This is a genomic window from Candidatus Neomarinimicrobiota bacterium (genome assembly GCA_030743815.1).
Taxonomy (GTDB): domain Bacteria; phylum Fidelibacterota; class Marinisomatia; order Marinisomatales; family S15-B10; genus UBA2146.
In genome coordinates this window covers 41572-57219 of the sequence record JASLRT010000091.1, presented here as the reverse complement: position 1 = coordinate 57219, position 15648 = coordinate 41572, and the positions used below count along the sequence as shown (strand labels likewise).

The window sequence follows — 15648 nt, the reverse complement described above, 5'->3', positions numbered from 1 at the left end:
GTGATGGAGAGTATATCCAGGCAAGTGAAGCGGATCGAGATTGTTTCATGGGAGCGAATCACGGCGGAGTTCTACAAAATACTGTTAGCTGAGCAACCGTCCGTCGGGTTGGATATGCTTCAGCATGTGGGCCTCATGGAGATTATCTTCCCCGAGGTTGCCGAGATGTCAGGGATGGAACAACCGGCCGAGTGGCATCACAAGGACATCTTCTACCATACGCTTCAGGTAGTGGATAATATTGCCCCGGAAACGGATAACCCTGATCTTCGATTCGCTGCGCTGGTTCACGATATCGGCAAACCCCGTACCCGCAGGCTTCATCGGAAGAAGGGGTGGACGTTCCATGGTCACGATGCAGTGGGAGCGAAGATGATTGATCGCGTGGCCGCGCGCATGAAGCTGTCCAATGCCACAAGGGAGTACCTGAAGAAGCTGACGACCATTCACCTCAGACCTATCTCTCTGGCGAAGGAAGGCGTCACGGACAGTGCCGTCAGGCGGGTCATGGTGGCGGCGGGTGAGGAGGTGGACGATCTGCTTACACTTTGCCGAGCTGACATTACGTCAAAGAACCCCCGCCTGGTTAAGAAGTACCTCGGCAATTTTGACCGCGTTGAAAAAATGATGCAGGATGTTGAGGAAAGAGATGCCTTTCTGGCGTTTCAATCTCCCGTGAGGGGTGATACTATCATGAAGGAGTGTCATATTTCTCCCGGTCCTCTCGTCGGCAAGATCAAAACGGCAATCGAGAACGCCATTCTGGACGGCGAGATTGAGAATAGTTACGAAGCGGCTTACGACTACTTTCTCAAGATCAAAGATGAGATCATTAATGATTTAACTTCTGATAGTGATTCGAGTACAATAAACAAAGCCCCTAAAGCATAGCATCTATCTGAAACTATCATGTATATTCACCTCTGCTCTGACGCGCATGACGGGAACATAGCACGAGTTACTGAGTACAAAACTTTTCACGGTGTCGACAACTTTACTGATTTTATATTGTCTAATAGGGGATTGGAGTGGAAGATGAAGTGGGAGTTTTCCAATTTTACTGTTCAACCGAGTTGCTGATGAATCGACTGTTCTGTTCAAAAGCCTTGTCTAAATTCAAAGCCGCGATCCTACTAGTGCTCCTTGGTTTTTTCCCATTTTCAATCATATCTGCCCAGACCGTGTACACACTTGACGACTGTATCCGCCTGGCGCTGGACAACAATCCCGATGTAAAGGTGGCTGGACTGATGGTGATGTCGGCGGCGACGGAGAAGAGAGGGTCTCTTTCGGCCATCTTGCCGACATTGAGTTACAGTGCCGGCTCTTTTCAGCAAGGGTCATATTTCAACCCTCAGTTCGGATTCCCCATTCCGGAGAGCGAGTACCATTCGGCAGGATTATCTCTAAATCAGAACATTTACGATGGTGGGAGGTGGTGGAATCAAATAGCGGCTGGAAGTAACAGTTACCGGTTCAGTGTAGAATCGGAACTAGGAACCCGAGTGAATACTGTCTGGAATGTGAAGCAGGCGTTTTACCAGTATCTCAAAGATGCTCAGTTGCTTGAAGTCGTCCGCCAGCAGGTGGAGGTGGCCGAACAACAGGTAGAACGGGTTCAGCGGCAGTATGATGTGGAACAGGTGGCAAAGTCTGATCTGCTCAAACAGAAGGTCTTCCTGGGCGACATGCGGGTTCAGTACCTCAATCAGCAGGCGGCGGTGAAGAACTCTTTTAACCAGCTTGCCACTCTAATGGGGATGGATATTGATACTGACTTTTCGGTAATTGATGAGCCCGAAGAGGCTACCTCGATTGAGGATTACAGCGATTTCTGGGAGGGAGTAAAAGCGAACCATCCTTCTCTCATAACCAAGAGAACTCAGATTGCCGGCGCCATCCTGAGCCTCAAGATTTCCCGTGCAAGCTATCTCCCGACCCTCTCTGCCTCTTTCGGCTTCGACGGTTCTTCAGATGTTTTTGAAGAACTCTACAGCGATGTTGATAAAAACTGGCGCCAGCAGTTGCGCCTCACCATTTCGTATCCGCTTTTCACGGGTCTTACCCGGTCGAGTCAGGTAGAAAAAGCAAAAGTGGCACATAAAATTCAACAGGAGGAGTATGACGCCTTGCTGAAGAATCTGAGAGTGCAGTTCGATTCGGTGGTGGAACAATTGGAGAATGTTCAAGAGACAATTCCCATCTACCGCGAGTCGAAGGTGTCGGCGGAGGAAGATCTGCGTCTTGCACAAGAGCGGTATAATCTCGGCGCCGCCACAATCTTGGAAGTGTTGGATGCGCAACTTTCCGTCGCAAGGGCAAATGGTTCCCTTGTAAGGACTACCTATGACCGAAGAATTCTTCGTGCTCAACTTGATGCAATGATGAGCAAAATGTAACGGGAGAAAAGAAAAGATTATGGCAAAGAAGAAGAACAAAAAGCGGCGCAACATTATTATTGCTGTCGTTGTTGCTGTCGTAATTCTGGCTGTTGTCGGATTTAAGATAGCACGTTCAGGAGTGGAACCCATCGAGGTACAGACAGAATCGGTAAAACGTCAGAAAATTGTACACAAGGTAACTGCGTCAGGAACTATTCAGCCCGAAAGACAGGTGGACATCAGCGCCAATATCAGTGCGCTGATCATGGAGATTATGGTGGAGGAAGGGGATTCTGTGCTGATTGGTCAGCATCTAATTTCTCTCGATAGAACTCGTTATGAGGCTGCGGCGGAACAGACTCAGTCACGTCTTAAATCTGCTCAGGCTACTCTGGTGAAAGCGACAGCCACAAAAGAGAGAGATGAGAAACTGTTTTCGCAGCAGTTGATTTCCAATCAACAGTTGGAAGCGTCTACAGCGCAGTTTCAGCTGGCGGAAAGCGATGTTGAACTTTCGAGGGCAGCGTTGAAATCGTCGTTGGACGATCTTTCCAAGACTTCTCTGCTTGCGCCCAGTACCGGTATCGTTACCGAAGTACGCAAGGAAGCGGGAGAGATGGCGCTCGGTTCCATGTTTCAGGCTGACGTCCTGATGACTATTGCCGACTTGACCAAGATGGAAGTGGTGGTAGAAGTGAATGAGAATGATGTAGTCGATGTCTCTGTCGGTGATTCTACCGAGATTGAGATCGATGCATTCCAGGATACCGTACTGTATGGGATTGTGAAGGAAATTGCTCACGTTGCCCAGACTGCCGGCTTGGGCACTCAGGAACAGGTGACCAATTTTAATGTGAAAGTCACCATGCTCGAGGTGCTAACTTCAATACGCCAGGGCATGTCGGCTACAGTCAATGTTATTACTGATGTTAAGGATGATGTATTGGCCATTCCGATTCAGGCTTTGACCGTAAGATCGGAGAAACCGGTATCGTTCGCCGCTGGAGATGACCGGCACGGTGATGAACAGGAAGGTGAGTGGAATCCAGAAAGCGCTGGTAAAGAAAAAAGACAAAAAATGGTGGAAGTTGTCTTCGTCATGAGCGACACCGCGGTGGTTTCATCCGGGGAAGAGGGTGTGGACAAACCGAAAGGGTCGAAGTTTGCTGAGCAACGGAAGGTGAAAGTTGGACTTTCCAGTGAGACTCACTACGAGGTGCTGTTCGGTCTCAAGGAAGATGAACAGATTGTGACAGGAAGTTACAAGGCAATCTCTAGGGAGCTTCAACAAAATAGCCCGATTGTGAAAAAGGAGCGAGGAAAGGGCAAAGAAGAAGGAGCAGAACAAAAATAGCTTCCTTTTTCTGTGAATTATTTTTATAGCTAGTGTTAATCTCTAAAAAAGCTTTTCAGTTTATTATTCTGACTTTCCTGGTTAACTGGATCGTGGCCGGTCTCTTCTTTCTTTTTGGTGGTTCACTTCAGTCCACAGCGGGACTCGTTCTTGCAGTCGGATACATGTTTGTGCCGATGATGATAGCTATTATCATTTACAAAGTCGTGGCAAAAGAAGCGATGAGAGGTCCTCTGGGGATCAGCTTCAGGTTAAATCGGTGGTTTTTTGTCGCTTGGCTGTTGCCACCGGTTATCGCCATTGTAACGCTTGGAGTAAGCTTTCTTATCCCGGGTGTGGAATTCTCGCCCGGCATGGAAGGTATGTACGAGAGATTTGCATACAATATGTCACCCGAACAGATGGAGGCGATTAGAGAGCAACAGGCATCTATGCCTATTCATCCCTTCTGGTTGGGGCTGATGCAGGGCCTTTTTGTCGGCTTCACTATCAATGCCATTCCTGCCTTTGGTGAAGAGCTTGGATGGAGGGGCTTTCTACAGAGGGAACTGGGAGTGATGGGTTTCTGGAAGTCATCCCTCGTCATCGGATTCATTTGGGGCGTCTGGCACGCGCCGCTGATCCTCGCCGGACATAATTATCCTGAGCATCCAGTTTTGGGTCTGTTCATGATGACATTATGGTGTATGCTTATGGCGCCGTTGATCTCATATGTGAGGCTAAAGTCGAAATCGGTCATAGCGGCCGCCGTTATGCACGGGACATTAAATGCTACAGCCGGACTGGCAATCCTGGTCGTCAGTGGTGGCAGTGACCTGACTGTCGGTGTAACCGGTTTGCCCGGTTTCATCGTGCTGGCTGTTCTTGTCGCCTCATTATACTTCGCCGATAAATCACTGACTCGGGAGGTTTCTTTCTCGTGACCGTTGAGCCACTCATCAGTCTGAAGGAGGTGACAAAGGTGTACGAGATCGGTGAGGATCAGAAGGTCCATGCTCTGCGCAGCATCGATGCCGAGATAACTGCTGGTGAGTACGTTTCCATTATGGGCCCCTCTGGTTCAGGAAAGTCCACCCTGATGAATATCATCGGTTGCCTCGATACACCGACGGAAGGAACCTATCGGCTTGAGGGAGAAATGGTTCATGAAATGGATGAAAATCAGCTCGCATCCATCCGCAACCGGAAGATCGGTTTTGTATTTCAGACTTTCAACCTCCTCCCGCGATCTACTGCTCTCAGGAATGTGGAGCTGCCTCTTATTTATGCCGGCGTGTCTGTTGATGAGCGTCGTGAAAGAGCTGAAGATGCCTTGCATAAAGTGGGTCTGGGTGATCGAATGGATCACAGACCGAATGAACTTTCCGGTGGACAATGCCAGCGTGTCGCCATTGCCAGAGCCCTCATTACTGATCCATCTATCATTCTCGCCGATGAACCGACGGGAAATCTCGATTCGAAAACAGGTAAGGAGATTATGAGAATCATGGTGACGCTCCAGGAAGCGGGGAATACCATTATCCTTGTGACGCATGAACTGTACATTGCGGAACATGCAAGCCGTGTGATTAAGATTCTCGATGGACTGATATCAGACGATGAAATGAGTTGACGGACTAATCTATGTTCACCCTTTTCATTGAAAACCTGCGTATAGCGACCGCCGCCATCTTTGCTAACCGTCTCCGCGCCATGCTGACAACGCTCGGTATCATTATCGGTATCCTGGCAGTGACCCTCATGGGTACACTCATATCCGGTCTCGACAGATCATTTGAGAAAAGTATTTCCTTTATGTCGCGAGACGTACTTTTTGTTACTAAACATGAGTGGTTCGGCGATGAGGATTGGTGGGAAGTGAAAAACCGGCGTAATCTGAAACCGGAGTACGTGGATAAGATAAAGGCTCTTTCCGATTACACCTTGGCTGCAGCGCCGATGATTGCGCGAACCACTACCGTAGTATATAAAGATAAGAGTGTTATGGATGTTCAGACCAACGGAACTACTGATGAATACCTTCAGGTCTCTACGGCAAATATAGAGACAGGCAGATTTTTTTCAGCCGGCGAGAGCCGTTCCGGAGCGCCCGTGTGCGTCATCGGCTATGACGTAGCGGAAGAGCTTTTCGAGAACGAAGATCCAATCGGAAAGAAGGTGAAGTTTGGACCTCACCAGTTCAGAGTCATCGGTGTGACGGAAAAGCAGGGTAAGTTTCTCGGCCTCTTTAGCCTTGATAATCGCGCTATTATTCCACTCGGCACGTTCCAGAAGATGTTTGCCCGGCGAGGTTGGTCCCAGATCATGGTAAAAGTCCCCGCCGAATCCATCAAAGAAGCTAAGGATGAGTTAATTTCCGTCATGAGAAGAATACGGGGATTGGGACCGAGAGAAAGAAATGATTTTGCCATTAATGAACAGGAAGCTTTCCGGACTCAGTATAATACCATCAAACTCGCAATTGGTGGTACGGGTGTTTTCATCACGATCCTCTCACTGGTAGTTGGCGGGATCGGCATCATGAACATCATGTTTGTCTCGGTGAAAGAGAGAACGAAAGAGATCGGAGTCCGAAAGGCTTTGGGAGCCACTCCTAAGACGATAATGGGTCAGTTCTTGCTGGAAGCTATTATCATTTGTGGATTAGCAGGATTGATCGGTTTAATACTATCGTGGTTAGGCAGTCTGGTGATTGACAGGTTTTTCCCCTCGACCATGCCGGTCTGGCTGGCTGTAGCGGCATTTTTGCTCTCTTTACTGGTTGGAATTCTGTCAGGATTGGCGCCATCATACCGCGCAGCCCGGCTTCATCCGATTGACGCTTTGCGCTATGAGTAGGATTATGAAGTTGTGAAATTTCGCAGGAGAAAACTTCGCCTTTTCAAGCACGAACTGAGAGAGAGCCTGCGGATGGCGTTGCAGGCCATTCGCGCCAACAAGCTTCGTTCTGTCCTGACACTCATGGGAATTGTTATCGGTGTCTTTTCCGTTATCGGCGTCATGACAGCCATCCGTACGCTGGAGTCGTCCATAGAGAGTGGTTTGAACATATTCGGCAGCAACACCTTTGCGATTCAGAAGACGCCCGCAATTCAGATTGGCGGGCATGGACGACGAAAATACCGTAACAGACCCAACATTACCTTAGCACAATTTGAAGAACTGAAAAGGCGCGCTCAGATACCTCTCACCGTGTCTGTAGGCGATGATCATTGGGGATCGAAAATAAAATACGGGGAGAGAGAGACAAAAACTAATGTTGTTATCTATGCAGCGGATGAATGGACTGTCAAGAACCATAACACATTTATAGGCGACGGGCGGGGTATTATTGCTGATGATGTCCGCTTTTCCCGCAGAGTCTGTGTATTGGGTATGGATGTTGTCGACTTACTTTTCCCGTTCGAAAATCCCCTCGGTAAAACAGTCGAGTCAGATGGCGTGAAATATCAGGTCATTGGTGTGACCGAGCGGCAAGGCCAAATATTCGGCGAGAGTAAAGATAACAATATCTATATCCCCGTCTCGACATTTCTGGATAAATACGGCAACAGGTGGACATCGCTTTACATCACTGTGGAGGCACCATCAGCTGAATTGTACGATGAGACGATGGACGAAGTGGTGGGAATTATGCGGACTGTCAGACAGTTAGCTCCGGAGGCGGAAAATGACTTCGAAGTCTGGTCGAATGATACCTTGATTGAAACATTCGGTCAATTCACCGGCGGCGTTAAACTGTTTGCTTTTGTGATTAGTATCATCGCTCTTGTGGTGGCAGGCATCGGTATCATGAATATCATGCTGGTCTCAGTGACGGAAAGGATCAAGGAGATCGGTATCCGGAAGGCGGTGGGAGCGACGCCGAGGAACATTCTGGCTCAGTTTCTGATGGAGGCAGTCTTCTTGAGTGAATTCGGCGGTATCGTAGGTATAATCGTCGGAATTCTGGGTGGGAATGTTGTAGCCCTGATCTTCAATATTCCCGCCCTGATACCGTTAGATTGGGCTTTTTACAGCCTCTTTGTATGCTCATTGATTGGCATAGGGTTCGGCAGTTATCCTGCCTACCGCGCCGCAAAGCTCGATCCGATTGAGTCGCTGAGGTATGAGTGAAATTATTCGGTGACAGTTCCGGGTGTGCGACGCGTTTAGGTTTTCGTCTAATGTTCAACGTCTAACATTTTTTCCTTACTCCAGCTTTCCGCCGCCTTTTCCTTGATTGGCGAAACGGGTACGCCTAAATTTGGTCTGGCACGATAATTGTAACAATAAGTCAAAACCATGTCTGAAAAAGAGAAAGTCAGCCGGGAAGAAGTGTTGAAAATTGCCGCTCTTGCCAAACTGAGCCTCAATGAGGCTGAAGTAGAACGGTTTACCAATCAGATGAATGATATTCTTGGCTACGTTGAACAGTTGAATGAACTGAATACAGAAGATGTGGAGCCTCTGAGCCACGTTCTGGATCTTACCAACGTGATACGAAAAGATAATAAGGGAACTTCTCTCGGTATGCAGGAGGTGCTGAAAAACGCTCCCGAAACGGACGGCGGGTTTTTCGTTGTTCCGAAGGTAATCAACAGATCATCATGAAAATCGAGGGAGTTATTCCCGCCCGTTTTGATTCTACCCGGTTCCCCGGCAAAGTTCTTATTCCAATTGATGGAACACCCATGGTCGCCCGCGTCTATGCACAATCGATAAAATCGTCTCGTCTCGAATCCGTTACCGTGGCCACAGATGATAACCGGGTGCGGGAGGTAATGGAGACTCTCGCGATCCCTGTCACCATGACTTCTTCTGATCACAGCAACGGATCGGAACGCGTGGCCGAAGTAGCTCAGTCCGGGAATGCAGACGTGTATGTCAATATTCAGGGTGATGAACCGTTCATTGATCCCCGTGTGATTGATGAGTTGCTGGCACCTTTCACGGCTGATACTCCTCCACGGATGGGCACAGTTGCCAGCACACAATTGTCTGATGAAGACTGGACCGATCCCGATGTGGTTAAGGTGAGAGTTTCCGCAATAGATACTGCGGAGGATTTTTTCCGCCGGCCGGACGGGGTAGAACGGGAGCAATGTTATAAACATCTTGGTCTCTACGCCTATCGTAGGGACATCCTTATCAGGCTGGCACAGATGGACGCTTCACCGCGGGAAACGGCAAGAAGTTTGGAACAGATGAGGGCTCTGGATAACGGCATTCCCATCAGAGTTGTTCTGACGGATTACAACTCCCTCAGCATCGACACGCCTGCAGATCTGAAAATAATAGGACAGGAGGAGGCGATTGGCTAAACAACCGACGAAATTCATTTTTGTTCTAGGTGGTGTCATGTCCGGTCTGGGGAAGGGGATCGCTTCGGCATCCATCGGTTATCTTCTGAAGAAGCGGGGGCTCGCGGTCACTATTCTCAAACTTGACCCGTACTTGAATGTCGATCCTGGCACCATGAATCCCTATCAACATGGAGAGGTATTCGTGCTAGATGACGGTTCGGAGACGGACCTTGACCTCGGTCATTACGAGCGCTTTATTGATGTGGATATGAGTAAGGCAAATAACGCCACTGCCGGGCAGGTCTACCGGGCGGTCCTCGACAAGGAGCGCAAGGGTGACTATCTCGGGCAGACGATCCAGGTCATTCCTCACATCACCGATGAATTGAGGCGCAGGATTATTGAAACTAACAAGCCTAAGCGCTTCGATGTTGTGATTGCAGAAGTAGGAGGGACAGTAGGTGACATCGAGAGTCAGCCCTTTTTGGAGACTATCCGCCAGATTCGACTGGATGCGGGGCGCGAAAATTGCTTCATTGCCCTCCTGACCTTACTCCCTTACGTGGATGCCAGTGAGGAGTTGAAAACAAAACCGACCCAGCACAGTGTCATGAAGCTTCGGGAGATCGGTCTGGAGCCCAACTTGATACTTTGCCGAACCTCTCACCACATCCTAAAATCTGCGAAAGAGAAAATCTCTCTCTTTTGCAATGTTCCGTCCAGTCATGTGATTGAAGCGCGGGAAGTTAAGAGTATCTATGAAGTACCTTTGGTTTTTCATCAGCAAGGTGTGGGCGATATTATAGCTGATCAGTTACAAATGGATGGAGCGCACCCTAAAATTGAGGAGCTTAAGGAATTTATCAATCGTTTCAAGAATCCTAGCCATGAGGTGACCATCGCTCTCTGCGGCAAGTACACGGAGCTACCTGACGCCTACAAGAGTGTTCTGGAAGCCTTCGTACACGCCGGCGTGGAAAACGATGCAAGAGTAAAGATTCAGTGGATCAATTCAGAGGAGCTGAAGACGGACGATGCTCTTGAGGAGCAACTGGGTGGGGTTGACGGAATCCTTGTGCTGCCGGGATTTGGCAACAGGGGGACGGAAGGGAAGATACTGGCGGCGAAGTACGCTCGTGAGAAAAAAGTTCCTTATCTCGGTATATGCCTCGGTCTTCAGACTGCTGTCATCGATTTTGCAAGAAATGTTTGTGGTCTTGAAAAGGCTAGCAGCACGGAATTCAACAAGAGAACACCTCATCCCGTGATCGATCTCATGGATGCTCAGAAGAAGGTGAAACGTAAGGGTGCCACCATGCGTCTCGGTGCCTACAACTGTGATCTGCAACCCAAGACAAAGACATACAGGGCTTACAGGAAAAAGCGAATATCTGAGCGCCACAGACACAGGTACGAGGTAAATAACAGTTACCGCAAGACACTTCAGAAGCACGGTCTCTGTTTCAGCGGTATCAATCCGGAACTGAACCTCGTTGAGATCATTGAACTGCCTGACCATCCGTGGTTCGTGGCTAGTCAATTCCATCCTGAGCTGAAAAGCCGGGTCAACCGGGCTCATCCGCTCTTCCGCAACTTCGTGAAAGCGTCGGTTAAACACCACAATTCGAAATGACTGTTACAGTAGGTAACATAAGATTTGGAGGTGATGGCCTCCCTGTTATTGCTGGTCCTTGTGTGATTGAGTCACGAGATCACGCCTTGAAAATGGCGATGGAGCTTAAATCGATCACCGCTGATTTGGATCTGTCTTTCGTCTACAAATCATCATTCGATAAGGCGAACCGTACCTCTATTGAATCTTACCGCGGGCCAGGACTTGAAAACGGATTGAAGATTCTGGCGGATATAAAGAGTGAGGTCGGCGTCCCGGTGCTGACAGATATACACAGTCCGGATCAGGTGCAAGCCGTGGCTGAAGTCGCCGATGTGATTCAGATTCCCGCTTTTCTTTGTCGACAGACAGACCTGCTCGTTGCGGCGGGGAAAACAGGTACGTGCATTAACATCAAGAAGGGTCAGTTTATCGCTCCGGGAGATGTGGTCAATATTGTTAAGAAAATTGAAGCCACAGGCAACACGAATATCCTCATCACGGAGCGGGGCGCCTCTTTCGGTTACAACAATCTTGTGGCGGATATGCGTGCTATCCCAGTCTTGAAGGAGAGTGGCTATCCGGTGGTGTTTGATGCAACCCACAGTGCCCAAAGACCGAATGCTCTCGATGGCCAGACCGGTGGCGACCGGGAAATGGTACCTGTGCTCGCAAAGGCCGCGGTTGCGGCTGGATGCGATGCGTTCTTTATGGAGATTCACGATGACGTAGATAACGCCAGGAGCGATGCCGCTACGCAGTGGCCTTTACAACAAACCGCAAAGCTGCTACGGGAATTGAATGCAATCCGTAAAGTTGTAGCAAAGGGGTAAGAGACGTGAACAGTCAACTGGAGAAAGTGATAAAGAAGGTCAGGATTATTCTAACCGATGTGGACGGTGTACTGACGGACGGCGCAGTCTATATGGGCAATGACAACACAGAATTCAAACGGTTCAGTATTCTTGATGGTCCTGCGTTCGCCATGGCCAGAGTGGCGGGACTGAAAGTTATTATCGTTTCTGGCAGATACTCGCCAGCCACAGAGTCTCGCGCAAGAGAGTTGGGACTGGAGAACGACTGTTATCAGGGTGAGTTGGATAAGATGATCATCTATGAAAAAGTGAAGGAGAAATACGGTTTTACAGATGATGAGGCAGCTTTTGTTGGCGATGATCTCATCGATCTTTCTGTGATGAAAAATGTAGCGTTGCCGATTGCGGTAGCTAATGCCCATTCGCTTGTGAAAGAGACAGCCAGACTGACGACTATCGCCAGCGGTGGCGAAGGTGCTTTCAGGGAAGCGGTGGAACTCATTCTAAAGAGTCAGGGAATTTATGAGGCGACATTAAAGAGACTCCGAAAAAAAGTCTTAACAAAGAATCGAGTTGATAATGGCGAAGAATAAAAATATTCAGGTAGGCCGCGAAGTCCTCCAGATTGAAGCTGAGGCTGTCTTTAATCTTCGAGAAAAGATCGGTGACAGCTTCGACACTGCTGTTGAACTCATTTTCGACTGCAAAGGACGCGTAGTAGTGACAGGGATGGGAAAATCAGGGCTTATATCGCAGAAGATTGCGTCCACACTGGCCAGTACGGGGACACCGGCGCATTTTATGCATCCCAGTGAGGCCGTTCATGGAGATTTGGGGATAGTGACGAAGGATGACCTAATCCTCGCTGTTTCGAACAGTGGTGAGACACATGAGATTATCCAGCTGATGCCGGCCTTTGAACGCCTCGGGGTGAAGGTGATCACTTTCATAGGGCGGCTGGAGAGCACGATTGCGAAGAGTGCTGAGGTGATTATCGACACCAGTGTTGAAAGAGAGGCGTGCACGCTCGATCTGGCGCCCACGGCAAGTACCACGGCTACCCTCGCCCTGGGAGATGCACTGGCAATTGCGCTGTTGGAGAAAAGGGGCTTCCAGCGTGAGGATTTCGCCCTCCTCCATCCCGCCGGTAAACTGGGGAAAAAGTTACTTCTTACTGCTAAAGAGATCATGCATACCGGCAATGAGCTGCCGATAGTGGGTGCTGATATGGATGTCAAATCGACTCTTCTGACCATCAGCGACAAGCGACTGGGAATAGGAATTGTTGTCGGTGATAAAGGTAAGATAAAAGGCATTATTACGGATGGCGATCTGCGCCGGGCATTTGAGAAGGATGAAGACATCTTGGATAAGACAGCGGAAGCTCTGATTATGACAGGAAAACCTAAGTGGATAACCGAGGATACGCTCGCCATCAACGCGCTGGAAATCATGGAAAAGCATTCTATTACTAGTCTCTTCATCTACAACAGTAAGAAGACTGATGGTGTCCCTGACGGTATCCTGCATATTCACGATATTCTTAAGTCGGGTGTGATGTGATGATCCGTTGCGGGTGGATAGCTGTTGCCTTACTGATAAGTTGTAGTGTCAAGGAAGACGCGAGTCCTATCCTGACTAAAGATGATTTTCCTGATCAGGAGAGCTGGAATCCGACCATTATCCTGACGAGGGAAGGCAGAAAAAGGGCTGTTGTCAGGTCGGGCCATCTGGCAAAGTACAGCGAGGTACAGGAGGTTGTGCTTGATAAAAAAGTCGATGCCGATTTTTTTTCTGCTGAAGAAGAGCATATGTCAAACCTCAAATCGGAAAAAGCTCTCGTCTACGAAGCGACGGACAATCTTTTGGCAATCGAAAATGTGATTGTGTTATCCGACAGCGGGGTGGCGCTTTTTACCGATTCCCTCTTTTGGGATAACAAGGCTGAGAAGATTTCAACCAATGATTCAGTTATGCTTACAACAGAAATAGATGATACGCTTTATGGTGTAGGATTCGAATCGAATGTCGATCTCACTCATTGGAAGATTCTCAAACCGTGGGGCGTAACCAGCAGGTAGAAGATGAGCGATCAGAGTAACGGGAAGCTGCTCAGGGCGCAAGATTTGAAGAAGGACTATGGTCAGCGGACGGTGGTTCGCGGCGTGGAACTTGAGCTGAATAAGGGGGAGATCGTGGGACTCCTGGGGCCGAACGGGGCAGGAAAGACAACTACTTTTTATATGATCACCGGGATGATCCGTCCCACTTCTGGCGCCGTTTACCTCGGAGATGAAGAGATTACCCAGCTTCCTATGTACAAGCGTGCGCGAAAAGGGATCGGCTACCTTGCACAGGAACCTTCAATCTTTACGAAACTGACGGTGGAAGACAACCTCAAACTTGTGCTGGAAATGACAGAACTGTCTCGTGAGGAGCAGGCAGATAAACTGGAGTTTCTGTTGAATAATCTGTCCATCGCTTCAGTCAGAAAGAACAGGGGGATACATCTGTCTGGGGGTGAACGGCGGCGGACAGAGATCAGCCGGGCCCTCGTGACGGATCCGGATTTCATTCTCCTTGACGAGCCGTTTTCAGGCATTGATCCCATTGCTGTGGAGGACATCCAAGGTATCATAAGATCGCTGCGAAAGAAAAATATCGGCGTCCTGATTACAGATCATAACGTGCGGGAGACGCTCTCTATCACGGATCGTGCATACCTGTTGTATGATGGGCAGATCCTGAGGTCGGGCACATCCGAATTCCTGGCAAATGATACGGAGACGAGGAAACTTTATCTCGGTTCAAGATTCAGACTCAATTAGATGGTTGAACTTAAACAGACATTAGAACAGCGACAGAAGCTGACTCCACAGCATATTCTTCAGACGGTTCTGTTGCAGTTGAATACGCTCGACCTGGAAAGTCGGATTGCCGAAGAGCTGGAAGAAAATCCTGTTCTTGAATTGTCTGAGGCTGAAGCGGATGAACAGGAATCTTTATCGCAAGATGAAAATGGCGAAGAGCTCAGTTGGGATGAGTATCTGAACAGCCCTGATGATTTCCGTATCAGGACAAAGTATGACAAAAGTCGGGAACGGCGCGAGATGCCGCTGGTAGACAAGCCCGACCCCATAGAACGACTTCTTGATCAGATTCGCCTTCTTGAAATCAGTGAGAAAGAGCGCAAGATCGCTGAGGAGATTGCCTGGAATATCGACGAGAGAGGATATCTTGGCACAGATATAAGCATCATTGCAGACAGAACAAGCGCCGCGGAGGAGCAGGTAGAACAGATTCTGCATATTGTACAGAGGCTTGATCCTCCCGGGATAGGATGTCGGGATTTGATGGAATGTCTGAAGATTCAGCTGGAAAATGTAGACAACAATGTCCTGGCCTTACGCATAGTGACTGAGTATTTTGAAGATTTCGCGAACAAGCGGTTTGAGAGACTGCAAAACGAGCTGCAATGCTCGAAAGAAGAGCTTGATGAAGCGATGGAGATTATTTCGGGTCTTAACCCGAAGCCCGGTGAAGGTTCACCCACATCGGCGGCAGATTTAATTGTTCCTGATATAGTGATAGAAGAAATTGACGGCGAGCTTGTTGTGGATATCAACGACGGAAATCTCCCCGAGTTGCAACTTTCGCCTGTTTACATGAGAATGCTGGAGGGCGGCAACGGTCAAGATGCTGATGTGAAGAAGTTTGTCAGACAGAAAGCTGAAACGGCACGGTGGTTTTTGCAGGCTGTGCAGCAGCGACAGGTGACCATGATGAAGGTGATGAAGGCGATAATCGAAAGACAGCGTGATTTCTTCAACGGAGATCCTTCAGCCTTGAAACCGATGATACTCAAAGATATTGCCGACGACATTGGGATGGACATTTCCACTGTAAGCAGGGTGACCCGCGGAAAGTATGTAGAAACACCCTACGGTATTTATGAATTAAAGCACTTCTTTTCAGAAGGCTTGACAACGGATAGTGGGGAAGAAGTATCAACAAAACTCGTAAAAAAACAGTTAAGGAAGATCATAGAGGAAGAAGAGAAACAGGCACCATATTCGGACGATAAACTGGCTGATCTTATGAAAGGAAAAGGATTCCCGATTGCCCGCCGTACGGTGGCCAAGTATCGGGAGCAGATGAAAATCCCCGTAGCAAGATTGAGGCGGGAGCTTTAATCCGTAAT

16 protein-coding genes are annotated in these 15648 nt (G+C 48.8%); all 16 read left to right on the top strand.

Translation table 11 applies throughout. The features are described from left to right. The coding region (locus tag QF669_07790; protein MDP6457333.1) for an HD domain-containing protein at positions 1-891 on the top strand (891 nt) is incomplete at its 5' end. 290 nt (positions 892-1181) lie between these two features. After that, positions 1182-2399 carry a TolC family protein gene (locus tag QF669_07785; protein MDP6457332.1) on the top strand — a complete coding sequence of 406 codons (1218 nt, stop codon included), beginning with the start codon at positions 1182-1184 and terminating at the stop codon, positions 2397-2399. Between the two features lie 19 nt (positions 2400-2418). Beyond that, positions 2419-3735, top strand: coding sequence for an efflux RND transporter periplasmic adaptor subunit (locus QF669_07780; GenBank protein ID MDP6457331.1), 1317 nt, complete (start codon positions 2419-2421; stop codon positions 3733-3735). Between the two features lie 32 nt (positions 3736-3767). Beyond that, complete coding sequence (locus QF669_07775; GenBank protein ID MDP6457330.1) at positions 3768-4658, top strand: CPBP family intramembrane metalloprotease; 891 nt, start codon at positions 3768-3770, stop codon at positions 4656-4658. Continuing rightward, positions 4655-5347: an ABC transporter ATP-binding protein gene (locus QF669_07770; GenBank protein ID MDP6457329.1), complete on the top strand. Its 693-nt coding sequence runs from the start codon at positions 4655-4657 to the stop codon at positions 5345-5347. Before QF669_07775 ends, QF669_07770 begins: the two co-directional genes overlap by 4 nt. An 11-nt stretch (positions 5348-5358) precedes the next feature. Next, positions 5359-6573 carry an ABC transporter permease gene (locus QF669_07765; protein MDP6457328.1) on the top strand — a complete coding sequence of 405 codons (1215 nt, stop codon included), beginning with the start codon at positions 5359-5361 and terminating at the stop codon, positions 6571-6573. Positions 6574-6585: 12 nt separating this feature from the next. Then, positions 6586-7851: an ABC transporter permease gene (locus tag QF669_07760; protein MDP6457327.1), complete on the top strand. Its 1266-nt coding sequence runs from the start codon at positions 6586-6588 to the stop codon at positions 7849-7851. 168 nt (positions 7852-8019) lie between these two features. After that, positions 8020-8328 (top strand): Asp-tRNA(Asn)/Glu-tRNA(Gln) amidotransferase subunit GatC, encoded by a 309-nt coding sequence (gatC, locus tag QF669_07755; GenBank protein ID MDP6457326.1) that lies wholly within the window; start codon positions 8020-8022, stop codon positions 8326-8328. Beyond that, a complete protein-coding gene (locus tag QF669_07750; protein MDP6457325.1) occupies positions 8325-9038 on the top strand; it encodes a 3-deoxy-manno-octulosonate cytidylyltransferase in 714 nt (237 codons plus the stop codon). The genes gatC and QF669_07750 overlap by 4 nt, the downstream gene beginning before the upstream one ends. Next, positions 9031-10653, top strand: coding sequence for a CTP synthase (locus QF669_07745; protein MDP6457324.1), 1623 nt, complete (start codon positions 9031-9033; stop codon positions 10651-10653). Before QF669_07750 ends, QF669_07745 begins: the two co-directional genes overlap by 8 nt. Beyond that, entirely contained in the window at positions 10650-11465 is an 816-nt protein-coding gene (kdsA, locus tag QF669_07740; protein MDP6457323.1) for a 3-deoxy-8-phosphooctulonate synthase, read from the top strand. Before QF669_07745 ends, kdsA begins: the two co-directional genes overlap by 4 nt. A 5-nt stretch (positions 11466-11470) precedes the next feature. Further along, the gene (locus tag QF669_07735) at positions 11471-12040 is read left to right on the top strand and encodes an HAD hydrolase family protein (protein MDP6457322.1); all 570 of its coding nucleotides are present in this window, start codon (positions 11471-11473) and stop codon (positions 12038-12040) included. Then, complete coding sequence (locus tag QF669_07730) at positions 12027-13010, top strand: KpsF/GutQ family sugar-phosphate isomerase (GenBank protein MDP6457321.1); 984 nt, start codon at positions 12027-12029, stop codon at positions 13008-13010. The genes QF669_07735 and QF669_07730 overlap by 14 nt, the downstream gene beginning before the upstream one ends. Further along, positions 13010-13528: an LPS export ABC transporter periplasmic protein LptC gene (lptC, locus tag QF669_07725; GenBank protein MDP6457320.1), complete on the top strand. Its 519-nt coding sequence runs from the start codon at positions 13010-13012 to the stop codon at positions 13526-13528. The genes QF669_07730 and lptC overlap by 1 nt, the downstream gene beginning before the upstream one ends. A 3-nt stretch (positions 13529-13531) precedes the next feature. Next, a complete protein-coding gene (lptB, locus tag QF669_07720) occupies positions 13532-14275 on the top strand; it encodes an LPS export ABC transporter ATP-binding protein (protein ID MDP6457319.1) in 744 nt (247 codons plus the stop codon). Next, positions 14276-15640 (top strand): RNA polymerase factor sigma-54, encoded by a 1365-nt coding sequence (gene rpoN, locus QF669_07715; protein MDP6457318.1) that lies wholly within the window; start codon positions 14276-14278, stop codon positions 15638-15640. The last annotated feature ends 8 nt before the right edge of the window (positions 15641-15648 follow it).

Excerpts from the sequence above, each read along its gene's own strand:
- QF669_07780 (MDP6457331.1), top strand. The coding sequence starts at position 2,419 with ATGGCAAAGAAGAAGAACAAAAAGCGGCGCAACATTATTATTGCTGTC.
- QF669_07765 (MDP6457328.1), top strand. The coding sequence starts at position 5,359 with ATGTTCACCCTTTTCATTGAAAACCTGCGTATAGCGACCGCCGCCATC.
- gatC (MDP6457326.1), top strand. The coding sequence starts at position 8,020 with ATGTCTGAAAAAGAGAAAGTCAGCCGGGAAGAAGTGTTGAAAATTGCC.
- QF669_07750 (MDP6457325.1), top strand. The coding sequence starts at position 8,325 with ATGAAAATCGAGGGAGTTATTCCCGCCCGTTTTGATTCTACCCGGTTC.
- kdsA (MDP6457323.1), top strand. The coding sequence starts at position 10,650 with ATGACTGTTACAGTAGGTAACATAAGATTTGGAGGTGATGGCCTCCCT.
- QF669_07730 (MDP6457321.1), top strand. The coding sequence starts at position 12,027 with ATGGCGAAGAATAAAAATATTCAGGTAGGCCGCGAAGTCCTCCAGATT.
- lptC (MDP6457320.1), top strand. The coding sequence starts at position 13,010 with ATGATCCGTTGCGGGTGGATAGCTGTTGCCTTACTGATAAGTTGTAGT.
- lptB (MDP6457319.1), top strand. The coding sequence starts at position 13,532 with ATGAGCGATCAGAGTAACGGGAAGCTGCTCAGGGCGCAAGATTTGAAG.
- rpoN (MDP6457318.1), top strand. The coding sequence starts at position 14,276 with ATGGTTGAACTTAAACAGACATTAGAACAGCGACAGAAGCTGACTCCA.